The 16,193-nt window shown below is 67.7% G+C and carries 10 protein-coding genes; all 10 read left to right on the top strand.

What is annotated here, in order from left to right:
* The first annotated feature begins 14 nt into the window (after positions 1-14).
* The 10 genes from ACP7AR_RS10810 (at position 15) to ACP7AR_RS10765 (ending at position 16,113) form a co-directional block, all read left to right on the top strand.
* Positions 15-986, top strand: a complete 972-nt coding sequence (locus tag ACP7AR_RS10810) for an AAA family ATPase (RefSeq protein ID WP_426185556.1) — start codon at positions 15-17, stop codon at positions 984-986.
* The gene (locus tag ACP7AR_RS10805) at positions 986-2,245 is read left to right on the top strand and encodes a DUF58 domain-containing protein (protein ID WP_426185554.1); all 1,260 of its coding nucleotides are present in this window, start codon (positions 986-988) and stop codon (positions 2,243-2,245) included. Before ACP7AR_RS10810 ends, ACP7AR_RS10805 begins: the two co-directional genes overlap by 1 nt.
* A complete protein-coding gene (locus ACP7AR_RS10800) occupies positions 2,242-4,644 on the top strand; it encodes a transglutaminaseTgpA domain-containing protein (protein WP_426185552.1) in 2,403 nt (800 codons plus the stop codon). Before ACP7AR_RS10805 ends, ACP7AR_RS10800 begins: the two co-directional genes overlap by 4 nt.
* A complete protein-coding gene (locus tag ACP7AR_RS10795) occupies positions 4,641-5,945 on the top strand; it encodes an RDD family protein (protein ID WP_426185550.1) in 1,305 nt (434 codons plus the stop codon). The genes ACP7AR_RS10800 and ACP7AR_RS10795 overlap by 4 nt, the downstream gene beginning before the upstream one ends.
* Positions 5,942-6,757: a PP2C family protein-serine/threonine phosphatase gene (locus tag ACP7AR_RS10790; RefSeq protein ID WP_426185548.1), complete on the top strand. Its 816-nt coding sequence runs from the start codon at positions 5,942-5,944 to the stop codon at positions 6,755-6,757. Before ACP7AR_RS10795 ends, ACP7AR_RS10790 begins: the two co-directional genes overlap by 4 nt.
* Entirely contained in the window at positions 6,757-8,154 is a 1,398-nt protein-coding gene (locus tag ACP7AR_RS10785) for an FHA domain-containing protein (protein ID WP_426185546.1), read from the top strand. The genes ACP7AR_RS10790 and ACP7AR_RS10785 overlap by 1 nt, the downstream gene beginning before the upstream one ends.
* Positions 8,151-9,803, top strand: a complete 1,653-nt coding sequence (locus tag ACP7AR_RS10780) for a protein kinase domain-containing protein (RefSeq protein WP_426185544.1) — start codon at positions 8,151-8,153, stop codon at positions 9,801-9,803. The genes ACP7AR_RS10785 and ACP7AR_RS10780 overlap by 4 nt, the downstream gene beginning before the upstream one ends.
* On the top strand, positions 9,800-11,182 hold the full coding sequence (locus ACP7AR_RS10775; RefSeq protein WP_426185542.1) for an RDD family protein: 1,383 nt from the start codon (positions 9,800-9,802) through the stop codon (positions 11,180-11,182). Before ACP7AR_RS10780 ends, ACP7AR_RS10775 begins: the two co-directional genes overlap by 4 nt.
* A 13-nt stretch (positions 11,183-11,195) precedes the next feature.
* Complete coding sequence (locus ACP7AR_RS10770) at positions 11,196-15,758, top strand: FtsK/SpoIIIE domain-containing protein (protein ID WP_426185540.1); 4,563 nt, start codon at positions 11,196-11,198, stop codon at positions 15,756-15,758.
* A gap of 76 nt (positions 15,759-15,834) precedes the next feature.
* Positions 15,835-16,113, top strand: coding sequence for a WXG100 family type VII secretion target (locus tag ACP7AR_RS10765; RefSeq protein WP_426185538.1), 279 nt, complete (start codon positions 15,835-15,837; stop codon positions 16,111-16,113).
* The last annotated feature ends 80 nt before the right edge of the window (positions 16,114-16,193 follow it).

Genomic DNA, 16,193 nt, shown 5'->3' with positions numbered 1-16,193 from the left:
ACAGAGGAACTGAAATGACCATGACCCCCGAACAGGCCGCCTGGTTCCAGGGCACCTTCGCCCGCCTGGTCGAGAACATCGACAAGGCGGTGCAGGGCAAGCGTGAGATCGTCAGCCTGGTGCTGGCATCCATGCTGGCCGAGGGCCATGTGCTCCTGGAAGACGCACCGGGCACGGGAAAGACGAGCCTCGCAAAAGCGCTGGCCGCGACAGTGCAGGGCACGAGCTCACGCATCCAGTTCACGCCTGACCTGCTGCCCTCCGACGTCACCGGTGTCACGATCTACGACCAGCAGGCGCACAAGTTCGAGTTCCACAAGGGCCCGATCTTCTCCTCGATCGTGCTCGCGGACGAGATCAACCGCGCCTCACCGAAGACACAGTCGGCGTTGCTCGAGGTCATGGAGGAGTCGAAGGTCACGGTCGACGGCGTCACGCACGAAGCTGGGCGCCCCTTCCTCGTGATCGCGACCCAGAACCCCATCGAGCAGGCCGGAACGTACAAGCTGCCTGAGGCGCAGCTCGACCGCTTCCTCATCAAGACGTCCATCGGGTACCCCGATCTCGCGGTGACCGAGAGCATCCTCGCCGGGGCATCGGATCGCAACCCTTCGTCGAGCCTGTCCGCGATGATCACCACCGGTGCGGTCGCCGACATGGCCGATCTCGCAGCCACCGCCCACGTCGAACCGGCCGTGCTGCGCTACGTCGCCGAACTCGCCGAAGCCAGCCGCAACGACCCCGGCGTCAGGCTCGGTGTGTCGGTCCGTGGCGCGATCGCGATCATTCGTCTGGCGAAGGTGTGGGCCGCGGTCCACGGCCGTCATTATGTTCTGCCCGATGACATCAAGGCACTCGTCGCTCCGGCATGGCAGCACCGTCTGCTCCTCGACGCCGAGGCCGAATTCGCCGGCACCACCGCGGATGTCGTCCTCAATCGAGTTCTCGAGACGGTCGCTGCACCGCAGGCGCGAACGGCGGCTTGATGACCGCAGAGACGCTGACCGCGCCACCCGCGACCGACGGTGACGCCGGATGGCGCGACATCGCGGCGGTCATCGGTGCGCGCATCGGAGCGCGTCTGCAGAAGATCGCGAGCGTCATCCGGCCGATGGCCTGGGTGCTCATGGCCATGGCGATCGTGTTCTGGATCGTCGGTGCGAGCCTCGGATGGAGCGAGCTGACCCTCACCGCAGTCATCGTCGCGCTCACTCTGGCGCTGTGCGCGCTGTTCCTCATCGGACGCACCGAGTACGACGTCACCCTCGACCTCGCGCGCACGCGGGTCGTCGTCGGTGAACGGGCAGTCGGCGCGCTGACGCTGTCCAACCCTGGCGGCCGCGCCATCCTGCCCTCCCGTGTCGTGCTGCCCGTCGGCGGCGGGCGCGGCGAATTCGGCATCCAGCGTCTCGCACCCGGCGACAAGGCGGAGGAACTGTTCGCCATCCCCACCCAGCGCCGCGGTGTCGTCAAGGTGGGGCCGGTCAGCGTGGTCCGCGGCGACCCGTTCGGGCTGTTCGAGCGTGCACACCGGCGAGACGACCCAGTCGATCTCTTCGTCCACCCGCAGACGGTGCTGTTCGACGGCCAGTCGCTCGGGTTCCTTCGCGACCTCGAGGGGCTTCCTGCCGCCGATCTGTCGCGGGACGACGTCTCCTTCCATGCGCTCAACGAGTACCAGCCCGGAGACGACCTGCGTCACGTGCACTGGCGCTCCACGGCCCGCACCGGCGTGATGATGGTGCGGCAGTACGAGGAGACCCGGCGCTCGCACTTCGTGATCGGCCTGTCTCGTTCGTCCGGCGACTACGCGAACTCTGAGGACTTCGAACTCGGGATCTCGGTGGCCGGTTCCGTCGGTCTGCGGGCGATCCGCGACTCGCAGCGCGTCGACGTGCGCGTGCAGGGCCGCGAACTGCGGGCCGGCACCGGCAAGCAGCTGCTCGACTCGCTCGCCGCCGTCGAAGCGAGCAAGCCGCGCGACGGCGGCATCTCCGAACTCAGCGGTGTGATCGCCGCGACCATGCCGCTGGCGAGCGTGGTCGTGCTCGTGTGCGGCACCAAAGTGCCCAACGAAGACCTTCGACTGGCCTGCGCGCGCCTCCCCTTCGGCGCACGTGTGATCGCCATCGTCGCCGACAGCACGGCCGAGGCGCCCGCCCTCCGCCGCATCGGTGAGGCCGACGTCGTCAGCGTCGGTTCGCTGAAGCAGATTCCACTCGCACTCCAGAAGGTCCTCGCATGAGCGCGTCCGCATCGGCGTTCGCCACGTCGTCGACCATTCCCATGCGCCGCTGGATCCTCGACATCGCTGCCGTCGTCGTACTGCTCGGCGTCTCGGCTGCGAGCTTCTGGCCGACCTTCGCCGGTCCCAGCTATCTCGGTGCGGCCATCGGCGGCGCGCTCCTCGGCCTCGCGATCGCCGCGGTCGCGGCGTGGCGACGCTGGGGGATCCTCATCATCGCCGGACTCACGGTGGTGGCGTACTTCCTCTTCGGCGGTGCCTTCGCCCTGCCGCACACCGCGATCATCGGTGTCATCCCCTCACTCGACACGCTGCGGCAGCTCGCGGTCGGGGTCGTCACATCATGGAAGCAGCTGCTGACCACCGTCGCACCGGTCTCCGGCGCCGACGGGTTCTTCCTCGTCCCTTTCCTGCTCATGCTGGTCGTTGCAGTCATAACGGGATCCCTCGCCCTGCGTCTCGCGCAGCCTGCCTGGGCGTTGATCCCCGCAGGAATGCTGCTCGTGGTCGTCATCGCGCTCGGCACGCCAGAGCCGGCAGCTCCCGTCATCCAGGGCACTGTGTTCGCCCTCGCGAGCATCTCCTGGCTGGCGGTGCGCCAGATCTGGGCTCCGCAGAACGCTGCCGTGTCGGTGGGCGAGATCGACCCCGCTCGCGCCAACCACATGCGGATGCGGCGGATGCTCTCCGGTGTGGTCGTGCTCGCCGTCGCAGCAGGAGTCGGAGTCTCCACCAGCGCGTTCACCGCCCCCACCGAGGTGCGGCACGTGCTGCGCGACACGATCATCCCGCCCTTCAACGTGCGCGACTATCCCAGCGCTCTGCAGTCCTTCCGCGGCCACGTGCGCGACGACGTGGACAGCACGCTGTTCACCGTGCGCGGACTTCCCGAGGGGGCACGAGTCCGTCTCGCCGCCATGGATGAGTTCGACGGACAGGTCATCAACGTCGTCGACGGCGGACCAGGGTCATCCAGTGCGTTCACTCCTATCCGCTCGAACATGTCCCCCGAGGTCGAGGGCGTGCCGGTGACGCTGCAGGTCGACATCGACGCATACTCCGGCGTGTGGGTGCCTCAGGCGGGATTCGTCTCAGAGTTCCAGTTCTCAGGTGATGACGCCGAAGCGCTGCGTCGCGGCACCTTCTACAGCACCGGCTCAGCGACCGCCGTGGCCACTCCCGGCCTCAGCAAGGGCGACAGCTACACCGTGCAGACGACGCTTCCCGCCGAGTACAGCGACGAACAGCTCGCCGAGGCGGAGTTCGGAATCGTACGGCTGCCCAAGCACGACAACGTGCCGGAGGAGTTCACCGCCCTCGCCGGCGAGGTCGTCTCCGACGCGGAGACGCCCATCGAGCAGGTGCAGGCGCTGGAGTCGTTCCTGTCGGAGGACGGCTTCTTCAGCCATGGCCTGGAGGGCGAGGTCATCTCGCGATCCGGCCACACCTCGGAGCGCGTCTCCACCCTCATCGGCGGGGATCAGATGATCGGCGATGACGAGCAGTACGCCGTCACCATGGCGCTGCTCGCCGGCGAACTCGGTATTCCGGCACGCGTGGTGATGGGCTTCTACCCCGACGAGGAGCAGGCGGGCGAAGCGACCTTCGCTGCGAACGGCGACAACATCCACGCCTGGGTCGAGGTCAACTTCGACGGTTTCGGCTGGGTTCCGTTCGACCCGACTCCCCCCGAGGATCAGGTTCCGAACGACCAGAACACCAAACCGCGAGCCGACCCCAAGCCGCAGGTGCTGCAGCCGCCCCCTCCGCCGCAGGAGCCGGTCGATCTTCCGCCGACGCTGCCTGATGACCGCGAGGCCGAGGATGAGTCGCTCAACATCGGCGGCATCATCCTCGCGATCCTCGCCATCGGTGGCATATCGCTCGGCATCATCGCCCTGCTCGCCTCGCCGTTCATCATCATCGGTGCGTGGAAGGCATCAAGGCGCCGGTCACGCCGCACTGCGGAGCGGACCGCCGATCGGATCGCCGGCGGGTGGGACGAGCTCACCGACCGCGCGGTCGACTACGGTGCACCGCTCGCGACAGGGGCGACTCGCGGCGAAGAGGCAGTACTCGTCGCCGATGCGCTCTCGGTGCCGACCGTGACCGTGCTCGCCGATCGAGCGGATGCCGGGGTCTTCGGCCCACGCGATCCGAGCGCCGAAGATGTCGAAGCCTTCTGGAAGGAAGTCGATGAGATCGTGGTCGGCCTCGGTAGCGAGGCCGGATTCTGGAAGCGCACCAAGGCGCGCTTGAGCCTGCGTTCGCTTCTGGTCGGCTCCGCCCTTTCGACGGGGTTCCAGGGGCTCAAGACCGCGGCGGCCGCGCGCGTTCGTCGAGAACCTGGCACCATCAAGAACAGCACTTCAGACGTACCCGAGAGTGAGACCCCATGACACAACTGGCGTTCGGCACGGTCGCCCCGACGTCGCGGCGTGCCGTGGCATACATCATCGACGCCGCCATAGCGGCCGGGATCGGCATCGTCCTCACCACTCTGCTCGTCATCTTCGCGGTACTCGCCGGTCCGGACGGAATGCTGGGCGTGTTCGCCGTCGGCGCTCCGGTGATCTGGCTCGTGCTGATCGGCTGGCTCGTCTTCTACACATACATGCAGACGGGCAAGGGCTCCATCGGCATGCGCGCGCAGGGACTGCGGTTGGTTCAGGAGGCCGACGGGACCTCGCTCGGATTCGGGCGGGCGCTGCTGCGCAATATCATCTTCGGACTCGCAGCATCCATCGTCGTCGGATACTTCACCCCACTGTTCGATGGCTCAGGACGCTTTCAGGGCTGGCACGACAAGGTCGCGCGCTCAGTGATGCTGGATGCTCGCACCGGCGCCGCTTCGGTCGCGGCGCCCGCCACCCAGGCGATGAGCATCCCGCCGCGGCCCGTCGCGCCGCATGCGGTGCCGCCGCTGCCAGGACGAGGGGCACCAGCCCCGAGTTCCCTCCAGATCCCGGACGCGACGCCGGCCGGAGTGCCGCCGGTACCGGGGCTCACGCCGATCAGTCCCACCCCTGGCTACTCCACACCGGAGTCGATCGCGTACGCCGCACTGGTCGGCCAGCCCGTCGACGAGACGATTCCCGCACCACGGCCACCGCAGCCCTCGCCGCTCGCCCCGCAGGCCGTCCCTCAGCAGCCAGCGCAGCCCTCGATCGCGCAGCCGCCGGCACCGAACCCCGGCGAAGAATCGTTGATCGCCTTCGTACCCGGCATCACGCAGGACGGTCCGCCGGCGCGGAACACGGCAGCACCCACCGCGCCTTCCGTGCCAGCACCGGTGCAGGAGGCGCCCGATCAGGCGCCGTCCGAAGTGATCGACGACGACCTCGGCGATGCCGAGGACACGCGCATCAGCATCCCCGGTCACCGCCTCGTGTTCACCTGGGACGACGGGACCAGAGTGACCGTCTCGCAGCGCACCCTGTTCGGGCGCAACCCCGCACCCGAGGAGGGCGCCGTGGCGGTGATCGTACGCGATGAGACTCTCTCGCTTTCGAAGACGCACTTCGAGGCGGCGGCGGAAGCGTCCGGCGGCTGGGTCAAGGACAGGCATTCCACGAACGGCACCGTGATCGTCAGAGACGGTGAGCGCATCCCGTGCACACCGGGCGAGGTCATGCGCATCCGCCTCGGCGACGCGATCGAGATCGGTGACCGCATCGTCACGATCGGAGGTTACGCATGACAGCGCCGCTGATCGTGTCGGCAGGATCGTCGACGCATACCGGGATGCGTCGAACGTTGAACGAGGACGCGATGCTCGCCACCTCCCCGATCTTCATCGTCGCCGACGGGATGGGCGGGCACGAGGCCGGAGAGCGGGCGAGCGCCGCAGTCGTCGAGGAGTTCGCCCGCTTCGCGGGGAGGCAGAGTCTGGAGCTCGATGATGTGCTCGACGCGCTCAGCCGCTCCCGGCTGGCTGTCGACGCGCTCTCGGTCATGGCCACGGGCCGTGCAGGTACGACGCTCAGCGGCGTCGTCCTCGCCGACGTCGACGGCACCGGCTACTGGCTGAGCTTCAACATCGGCGATTCGCGCACGTATCGTCTGTCACGTGGTGAGCTCGAGCAGATCAGCGTCGATCATTCGGTCGTGCAGGAGCTCGTCGAATCCGGCGAGCTCAGCGTCGCCGACGCGGTGTCCGATCACCGTCGCAACATCATCACCCGTGCGATCGGTGCAGGCAGCACCGGCGATGCCGACTTCTGGATGTTCCCGGCAGAGCTCGGCGATCGCATCCTGATCTGCTCGGACGGGCTCTCCTCAGAGGTGTCCGATGAGCAGATCCGGGAGATACTGACGGTCGAGTCCGACCCGCAGACGGCTGCTGCGACCTTGGTCGGCGAGGCGGTCAGCGCCGGGGGCAGGGACAACATCACGGTCGTGGTCGTCGACGCGGTCTTCGTCGCTTCTCGACCAGGCGTGCAGATGCAGGCAGATGACGACTTCGATGAGAACACTCGGCCCCGCGAGGCCACGGCAGGAGGGATTCGCTGATGCAGACGACCTACCGACCCGGAAAGTGGTACGTGCTGGTGGCGCCGGGAGCGCTCGTCGCGCTCTCGCCGGACACGCCTGAGGAACTCATCGCGTCCCTGTGGGATCGTCAGCGGGAGGGCAGCGACCTCGCCGCGGTGATCGATGCGCTCACCGAACATGCCTCAGGGTCGTTCGCCGCGATGCTGCCCTTCGCCGCAGTGTTCCTGGAGGGACCGGATGCCAGGATCGCCGTCCGCGGCGACGTCACCGTGCAACTCACGGGCCCCGAAGGGAGCGAGAGCTTCACCGGCACGAACGTCACCACGTGGAGCGAGCGATTCGCCCAGAGCACGAGCCGGATCGTCGTGAGCGCGGGCGACGCCGAAGATGTCGCGCCTCTTCCGATCACCGGCGGCGTCGTGCGCGCCTCGAACGTCAGCGCCGAGGTCGAGCCCTCTGACGTGACGGCGCCCGCCGCGGCGGATGCTTCGCCGATCGAAGATCTCACCGATGGGTCTGTCGACGAGCCCGCGGCCTCCCCGGTCGCGATCCCCGTGGTGACGCCTACCGTGGATTCCGACGACGAGTCCGGCGACGAGTCTGTCCGTGAGTCGCCCGACGCTGAGGCGATCTCCGCTGAGTCGCCCCCCGCTGAGATCCCCGACGCGGGTGTCGCCGTTGCCGATGTGCCGGCTGAGGACTCGATCGCGCAGGAGTCCACTGCGCAGGATTCGTCAGAGACCGCGACAGAGCAAATCGCCGAGATTCCCCATCCGGTCGACGACGCGGTCGAAGGGGCGACGCTCGTGCCATCGGACATCACGGACGCGACAGATGCCGACGAATTCGAGCAGCTTTTCGGCGCGACGGTCGCGTCGCCGAACGCGATCGTGCAGCCTTCGCCTGCTCCGCCGGCGCCCACGTCCCCATTCGGCGCCGTACCATCGCCCGGCGCCGCTGACGGCGATCACGATGGCGCCACCATCTCGGCGGCCGAGGCTCGTGCTCTTCGTCAGAAGGTCCCGACCGCCGAACCCGACGCGCCGACCGCGGTGCTTCCGGTGGTTGCGGGAACGGCAGGGCGCGTGCGCGTGTCGACGGGCCAGGTCATCACCCTCGACCGCACGGTCATCATCGGCCGCCGGCCGCGGTCGACGCGTGCCAGCGGTGCCGACCTGCCGCACCTCGTCGCGGTCGAGAGCCCGCAGCAGGACATCTCTCGCAGCCACCTCGAGATCCGTCCGGAGGGCGACACCGTCGTCGTGGTCGACCTGCACACCACGAACGGATCGACACTGCTGCGCCCTGGCGCGGACCCGATGCGTCTGCACCCGGGCGAGCAGACGCTCGTCCTCTCCGCCGACGTCGTCGATCTCGGTGACGGAGTGACCGTCACGTTCGAGGATCTTCCGTGAGCAGGCCCCCTTCACCACCTCCGGAGCTTCCCGGCTTCACGTACGTCGAGCCGTTGGGTACTGGCGGCTTCGCCGACGTCTTCCTCTACGAGCAGCAGATGCCCAAGCGCAAGGTCGCCGTGAAGGTGCTTCTCGCTGAGCGGAGCTCGAGCGGCGCAGCACAGGAGTTCACCGACGAGGCCAACGTGATGGCCATGCTGTCGACGCATCCGGCGATCGTCACGATCTATCACGCCGGCGTCGCGGTCGACGGGCGTCCCTACCTCGTGATGGAGTACTGCCCGCGGCCCAACCTGCAGGCCCGCGCACGGAAGGAGCCGTTCTCGGTCGCCGAGGCATTGCGCGTCGGGATCCAGGTCGCAGGAGCGGTCGAGACCGCGCACCGCGCCGGTGTGCTGCACCGTGACATCAAGCCGGCGAACATCCTGGTCACCGAATACAACCGACCAGCCCTCACCGACTTCGGCATCGCATCGACGACGGGCGCCGTGACAGAAGCGGCAGGTATGTCGATCCCGTGGTCGCCACCGGAGTTCTTCGCCGATCCCCCTCAGAGCGGTCCCCGCTCAGACGTCTTCGCGCTCGGCGCCACGCTGTACACCCTGCTCGCCGGGAGGTCGCCGTTCGAGCGCCCGGGTGAGCGCAATTCCGGAGCCGATCTGATCGAGCGCATCGAGCGTGCGCCGCTGCAGCCGCTGACGCGACCGGACTCTCCCGCGAGTCTGCTGCGCGTGATCGAGCGCGCGATGTCGAAGAATCCCGATGCGCGCTATCCGAGCGCGGTCGCATTCGCGCGGGCACTGCAGAAGGTGCAGATCGAACTGACGCACTCGGTCACACCGATCGACATCATCGACGACCATCCCATCGCCGAAGACCTCGAGGACGAGGCGGATGGCCTCACGCGCGTGCGCGACATCGTCAGCATCGATCCCGATGCCGGCGCCACTCGACCCTCCGCGACGACCCGCCCGTTCGGTACTGCCGCACCCGCCGCCGAAGCCCAAGCCGGTCCACGATTCGTTCCGGGCGCGCCCGCCGAGCCCAGCTCTGTGGAGGAGACGGTCCTGCGTCCGGCCTCTTCGGCGGCGGCCGCACCCGCTCCCGTCGATGACGATCGGACCCTGCTGCGCCCGCCGCGCACGGTCTCCCCTGAAGCACCGACTGCGCCCGGCGCGCCTCAGGCGCAGGACGAACCGGTCGTCGAGCCCCCGGCTCCAGGTTCGACGAAGCGCAATTCCCGGATCGCCTTGTGGGTCTCGCTCGCCGTGATCGTCGCGATGGCCGTCACGGGCACGATCATCGGCATCAACCTGGTCTCCGCCGGGGATGGTGGTCCCGAACCGGTCGCGACTCAGGATGAGATCGACCCGCAGGATCCGATCTCCGACGCTGTGCCGCCAGTGGAAGAGCTCACCGGCACTCGCAACGGCACCGCCATCACCTTCACGTGGACCAGCCCGTCGCAGGAGGAAGGCGATCTGTACCTGTGGAACACGGTCGATCTCTCAGGACCGGGTGCGACCGAGACCACGCAGAAGACGACCGTGACGTTCCAGGGCGCGGCATCCGGGCAGGTCTGCATCGACGTGATGCTGCGCCGTGGTGACGGGCGCGCCTCGGAACCGGTGCGGGGGTGCGTCGAGTGAGTGCCCGCATAGACGGACGGCGCGAGACTCCCGACGCCACGATCTGGGAGATCGACGAAGAGAAGGAGACGATCGAGGGGCTCGATGAGAACGGCCGTCCGGATCCCGCGTACGCCGCGGCACTCGGGCTGATTCCTGCCCCCTTCGGGCGCCGGTCCCTCGCGCTGATCTGCGATGTCGCGATTTGGGTGCTCGTCCAGCTTCCGTTGGGGCTCGGCGCCGTGCCCTTGATGCTCAAACTCGCCGGCGGTTCGATATCGCCGTACGGATTCATGAACCATCCGGGTTTCGTGCTCGCGGTGGTCATGGCCGCCGTCACAGTGTTCCTGACATTGGTGATCAGCGTGCTGCAGCTGGTGCTGCACGGGCGCGGCGGGCGCACGCTCGGAAAGTCGTTCGTCGGCATCCGCACCGTGAATGTGCGCACGCTGGAGCGCCCGGGTATCGGTTGGGTGCTGCTGCGCTACCTGCTGCTGTGCGCGTCGAACATCATCCCGCTGTTCGGACCGGTACTCCTCCTGTCGTCGCCGACGTTCGACCCCGAACGCCGGGGGCGCGGACTGCATGACAAAGCCACGCATGTCTGGCTCATCGACGTGAAGCACGGGCTGAACCCCTATGACCAGAAGCGCCTGCGGGTGGCGCGCAAACTCGTGAAGGCCGAGCCGGCGCGGGAGCGGTCGGTGCTGCCCTCGCTGGCCACGCCGACCGACCCTGCACAGCAGCCCGTGTACCGTCCTGGGAGCCGGGTCAGCGCGGGCGTCATCGGCATCGCTCGGCCCCACACCTCGGACGAGCGCCCCGAGATCGGCCTTCCACGGATGACGCCGCCGTCACTGCCCGTACCGACGGAACTCGGCAAGCCCGTGTTCGGGGGTTATCGCCAACCCGACGACGAACGGCCCGTCGAACCGTCGCGCGGCGACGCTCGCGTCGGATCAGGAGCGCTGACGACCGAACCGGAACCCGCCCCCCTGCCGCGGCCTGTCCTGCCCCAGCCTGCCCCGCCGCAGCTCGCCTCACCGCAGCCTGCTCCGTCGCAGCCGGCCCCGGTCGTGGGCTTCGCCCTGCGCCTGGACACGGGTGAGAGCATCCCGGTGACCGAGCCGCTCGTGTTCGGACGCAACCCGGATGCGACCCTGCATCCGGGCGCCCGCGCTGTGCCGCTCGACGACGAGAGCAAGTCGCTTTCGAAGACCCACCTGCTCGTGCGCCCGGTCGACGGCGGACTGGAGATCACGGACTGCGGTTCGACCAACGGATCTGGGCTGGCGCGGGCGGGAATCGAGTACGTCGTCGAAGCGGGTGTGCCTGTTGTGACGGTCGAAGCAGACACGATTCGTCTCGGGGACCGCAGCGCGGTCGTGATCCGAACGTGATTGAGGGAGACGAATGAGACTCAAGCTGACCCTGCATCGTCAGGCGGGGGATCCGGTCGACATCGTGATCACCACGGATTCGACGGCGACTGCGGGTGACGTGGCACGTCACGTCGCCGAAGCCGACCCCACCCGGTCGGTACCTGTCGCCGACGGAGATGTGCTCACCCTGGCTGTCGCTCCGCCGACGGCCGAGCGTCTCGTCCCGCTGCAGCCTGACATCCCGATCGGAGAGGCGGCGATCGGTTCCGGCTTCGCGGCCTCCATCCTCAACTACGGTCCGGACTACGTCTCCACCGGCCAGCGAGAGGTCGTGGGTGTGCTGCGCGCGGTCGCAGGACCGCTCGCCGGTCAGGAGTTCCCGATCTCCTCCGGCCAGGTGGTCCTCGGACGCGACAGCGGCAGTGACGTCGTCCTCGCCGACCCGATGGTCTCCAAGCGCCACGCGCGGATCGAGGCCGGCCAGCACATCGAGGTCGTCGACCTCAACTCTGCCAACGGCGTGCTCGTCGACGGCGTCGCCGTGCAGCGCGTCCGCCTCGAAGAGGGCGAGCCGTTCATCATCGGCGCGACGACGCTCGTGCTGCGCCTGGCCCGATCGTACGACGGCACGGCATCCGAGGAGCCGATCATCGAGCGCGGTGGAGGTCTGCTGTTCAACCGCAGCCCCCGCGTCGAGGTGCGCTACCCGGGAACGGGGTTCAAGCCCCCGCGACTGCCGACCGAGAAGATCGGGAAGATGTTCCCGTGGCCGATCCTGATCACACCGATCCTGATGGGCGCTGCGCTCTACACGATGAACGGCAACCCGCGTTCACTCCTCATGATCGTGATGACGCCGCTGATGGCGCTCGGCAACATCATCAACCAGTCGGTGCAGGCCAAGAAGAGCACGAACCACGAATTCATGCTCTTCGAACGGCAGTACGAGGAGCTCGAAGAGGAATTCTTCCGAGGCAAGCCGGAAGAGGAGCAGGCGCGCAATTCCGAGGCGCCACCGGTCGCCGAGGTCTTCGACCATGCCATGAGACTGGGGCCGATGCTGTGGACCAGACGGCCAGAGCATTGGAACTTCCTCGGGTTGCGTCTCGGCACCTGCCGATTGCCGGCGCGCAACACCATCGCCGAGATGGACACACCGGAAGGCCTGCCCGAGTTCATCGAGCGGGTGGAGCGGCTTCAGGAGCGGTACTCCTTCGTCGATGACGTTCCGGTGTTCGAGCTGCTCGCGGATGCGGGTTCCGTCGGCATCGCTGGCCCCCAGGCCACCGCTGCCGACGCGATGCGTGGCATCGCCGTTCAGCTGTTCGGGTTGCACGCGCCGAACGACGTCGTCGCCGTCGCGTTCTCGGATTCGGCGTGGACCGCCGAGCTCGATTGGCTCAAATGGATGCCGCACACGTCGAGCGAGAAGAGCCCGTTCCGGGATGTCGCACTCGCCGACTCCGCACCGACCGGCGCCGCGCTGCTGAGCACCCTCGAGGAATACGTGCAGCGCGCGGCGACGGGCGTCGCGGGCGGCGGCGAGCCCCGCGGCCCGTTCAAGGACGACTGGAATCCTCTGCTCTACGGCACCGATGTCGCGCGAGCGGCGACCGATCACAAGAACACGTCTCCGGTCTCGGTCATCGTGTTCGTCAGCAGCGATGCCCCTGTCGATCGAGGACGCCTCACCGACGTGCTCGACCGCGGCGCCGATCACGGTGTCCACGCGGTGTTCGTCTCCCCGACGGTCGAATCGCTCCCCGCGGTCTGCCGCAGCTACATCGACGTCACGGCCGGTCTCGAGGACGCCAAGGTCGGGCTGGTGCGCACCGGCGACAACTTCGAGCACGTGCAGATCGAAGGTGTGTCGAACGCGTACATGCACATGCTGGCGCGGCGCATGTCGCCGGTGCTGGATGCCAGCACTGCAGTGCATGATGCCTCCGACATCCCGGGCGCTGTGATGTTCCTGCAGCTGGTGGACCCGGCGATCGCGGAGGACCCACAGGTCGTGATCGAGCGGTGGCGCCAGAACAACACCATCGTCGACAGGTCGCCGACGCCGAGGCCCAGGCTCAAGAAATCCGGCACTCTGCGCGCCATCATCGGGCAGGGTGCGAGTGATGCGATGGCGCTCGACCTGCGCACGCACGGCCCTCACGCCCTCGTCGGTGGAACCACCGGTGCAGGAAAGTCCGAGTTCCTCCAGGCGTGGGTGCTCGGCATGGCCGCGGCGCACAGCCCCGACCGCGTCACTTTCCTGTTCGTCGACTACAAGGGCGGTTCCGCCTTCGCGGACTGCGTCGAACTTCCGCACTGCGTCGGACTCGTCACCGACCTCAGTCCGCATCTCGTGCGTCGTGCGCTGACCAGCCTTCGTGCTGAGCTGCAGCACCGTGAGCATCTGCTGAACCGCAAGAAGGCGAAGGACCTTCTCGAGCTCGAGAAGCGCCAGGATCCGGAGTGCCCTCCGGCGCTCGTGCTCGTGATCGATGAGTTCGCTGCGCTGGCATCGGAGATGCCAGAGTTCGTCGACGGGGTCGTCGACATCGCACAGCGTGGTCGCTCCCTCGGCATCCACCTCATCATGGCGACTCAGCGCCCCGCCGGTGTCATCAAGGACAATCTGCGCGCGAACACCAACCTGCGGATCGCTCTCCGCATGGCCGACGAAGCCGATTCGCGCGACGTGGTCGACGACCCGATCGCCGCGACGTTCTCCGCTGCGATCCCCGGCCGCGCGATCGCGAAGACCGGGCCGGGCCGGCTGGTGCCGTTCCAGTCCGCCTATGCGGGAGGCTGGACGAGCGAAGACGACGGTGCGGCGGCTGACGTGCGCGTGAGTGAGCTGCGATTCGGGTCGACGGCTGAATGGGAGCCGGAGCGGCCGGCCGAGGCGGAGACCCACGACGAAGACCTCGGCCCGAACGACCAGAAGCGCATCGTGTCGACACTCATCAGAGCCAGTGTCGCGGCATCTCTGCCCCAACCTCGTCGCCCCTGGCTGGACGACCTGGCGGCGGTCGTCGATCTGAAGGATCTGCCGAACGACGGTGACACCCGCATCCCGATCGCGTTGATGGACGTGCCGGAGAAGCAACAGCAGGAGCCGGCGGTGTTCGTCCCTGATCGCGACGGCTCTCTGGTCGTGTACGGCACGTCGGGCTCGGGCAAGTCGACAGTGCTGAAGACCATCGCGACCTCGGCGGGCATGCAGCCCGATCGCGGGCGCGTTCAGGTGTACTGCCTCGATTTCGCCTCCGGCGCACTCGGGCCCCTGGCTGATCTGCCGCACGTGGGCTCTGTCGTTGATGGGGCTGACGCGGAGCGCATCCAGCGGCTGTTCCGCACGCTCGATCGTGAGATGGATCGTCGCTCGGCCGCATTCTCCGCGGCCAGCGCTGCGACCGTCCAGGAGTATCGGGAGATCGCGGATCCGAACATGCCGCGAATCCTGCTGCTGTTGGACAACTTCCCCGAGTTCAAGAAGGACTGGGAGTACGCGCCGGGGCGCGCCCCGTTCTATCGCACCTTCATGCGCATTCTCGGCGAGGGCCGAACGCTCGGCGTGCATACGGTGATCACGGCGGATCGCGGAAACGCGGTTCCCAGTGCTGTCGCGTCGAACATCTCGCGTCGAGTCGTGCTGCGCCTCGGCGACCCGAGCCAGTACATGCTGCTGAACGCGCCGAGAGACATCCTCGATGAGCAGTCCGCGCCAGGACGCGCGATCATCGACGGTCACGAGACGCAGATCGCGGTGCTGGGCGGCACGACGAACGTCGTGGAGCAGACCAGGGCGCTCAGTGCGCTGGCCGCTCAACTGAGGTCCGAGGGTGTGCGCGACCTTCCCGAGATCGGGGCGCTTCCCACCACTGTTCCTGTCACCGACATGCCCGCGACCGTCGACGGTCTGCCCGTGTTCGGTGTGGCCGATGACACGCTCGCTCCGCGAGGTTTCGAACCGATCGGCTCGTTCGTGATCTCCGGTCCTCCGGCGTCGGGCCGGACCAATGCGCTCAAGGCGCTGGTGGTGGCGATGGAACGATTCGATCCCGACGTGCGCATGTACCACTTCGGCAGTCGGCGCTCGCAGCTCAAGGACTTCCGACCGTGGGTGCGCAGCGCGATCAAGCCCGAGGATGAGAAGGAGCTTGCCACGGAGCTGGTGGAACTGACCGCCGGCGACACGTCCGACGGTCGCATCCTGATCGTCATCGAAGACATGCCGCACCTCGCGGACGGGCCGGCTGACCGGCCGATGCGCACGCTGCTGCAGGCGATGAACAACAGCGACCACATGCTGATAGGTGAGGCCGAGATCAGTCGCGCCAGCGGGAGCATCGGCGTGCTCGGTGAGTGGAAGACCGGTCGTCAGGGCATCGTCCTCAAACCGGACACCTACGACGGAGAGTCGATCTTCAAGACGGCGTTCGGTCGCGTCAAGCGCTCGGACTTCCCCGTCGGGCGCGGCATCTTCGTGCAGGCGGGTCGGATGACCACGATGCAGATGCCGCTCGTTCCGGAAAATCCGGCGATGGGCAGCGGTGCCATGGGTACCGCTCCCCGTTTGCGGGAGAGGAATCGTTGACTAGTCTCGTTCACGAGGCCGCAGGGGCCTGAAGAAGGCCATACGGGCCGGAAGACGAACGCGGGAGGCAGTTCTCATGGCACATGACTTTGGTGCAACATACAGCGAGATGGAGGGCGCTGCTCAGCGTCTTCGCGACGGACGCCAGACCGTCACTGACACGCTGAAGGAGCTCCAGGGCATCATCGATGACCTGGTTCAGGACGGATTCAAGACCGAGAACGCCTCGGAGCAGTACTCTTCGGCGTACACCGACCTCACGAGCTCGCTGGACGACGCTGCCGAGGCCGTGAACGACATGGCCACCGCGCTCGACCAGATGGCTGACAAGATCCGCGACACCGACCAGCTCTGAGTGTCCGCAGCGAAGGGCCGGGGGGGGGGGGGCCCCACCGAGACCCCCCCCCCACGCGCGGTGTGGGGGAGGGGGGGGAC

Origin of the sequence: Microbacterium sp. TWP3-1-2b2, from assembly GCF_049896145.1 — a bacterium.
Classification (GTDB): Bacteria; Actinomycetota; Actinomycetes; order Actinomycetales; family Microbacteriaceae; genus Microbacterium.
Note: the sequence above shows the minus strand (reverse complement) of the source record. Positions and strands in the feature narration are given on the sequence as shown.

Excerpts from the sequence above, each read along its gene's own strand:
- ACP7AR_RS10810 (WP_426185556.1), top strand. The coding sequence starts at position 15 with ATGACCATGACCCCCGAACAGGCCGCCTGGTTCCAGGGCACCTTCGCC.
- ACP7AR_RS10805 (WP_426185554.1), top strand. The coding sequence starts at position 986 with ATGACCGCAGAGACGCTGACCGCGCCACCCGCGACCGACGGTGACGCC.
- ACP7AR_RS10800 (WP_426185552.1), top strand. The coding sequence starts at position 2,242 with ATGAGCGCGTCCGCATCGGCGTTCGCCACGTCGTCGACCATTCCCATG.
- ACP7AR_RS10795 (WP_426185550.1), top strand. The coding sequence starts at position 4,641 with ATGACACAACTGGCGTTCGGCACGGTCGCCCCGACGTCGCGGCGTGCC.
- ACP7AR_RS10790 (WP_426185548.1), top strand. The coding sequence starts at position 5,942 with ATGACAGCGCCGCTGATCGTGTCGGCAGGATCGTCGACGCATACCGGG.
- ACP7AR_RS10785 (WP_426185546.1), top strand. The coding sequence starts at position 6,757 with ATGCAGACGACCTACCGACCCGGAAAGTGGTACGTGCTGGTGGCGCCG.
- ACP7AR_RS10770 (WP_426185540.1), top strand. The coding sequence starts at position 11,196 with ATGAGACTCAAGCTGACCCTGCATCGTCAGGCGGGGGATCCGGTCGAC.
- ACP7AR_RS10765 (WP_426185538.1), top strand. The coding sequence starts at position 15,835 with ATGGCACATGACTTTGGTGCAACATACAGCGAGATGGAGGGCGCTGCT.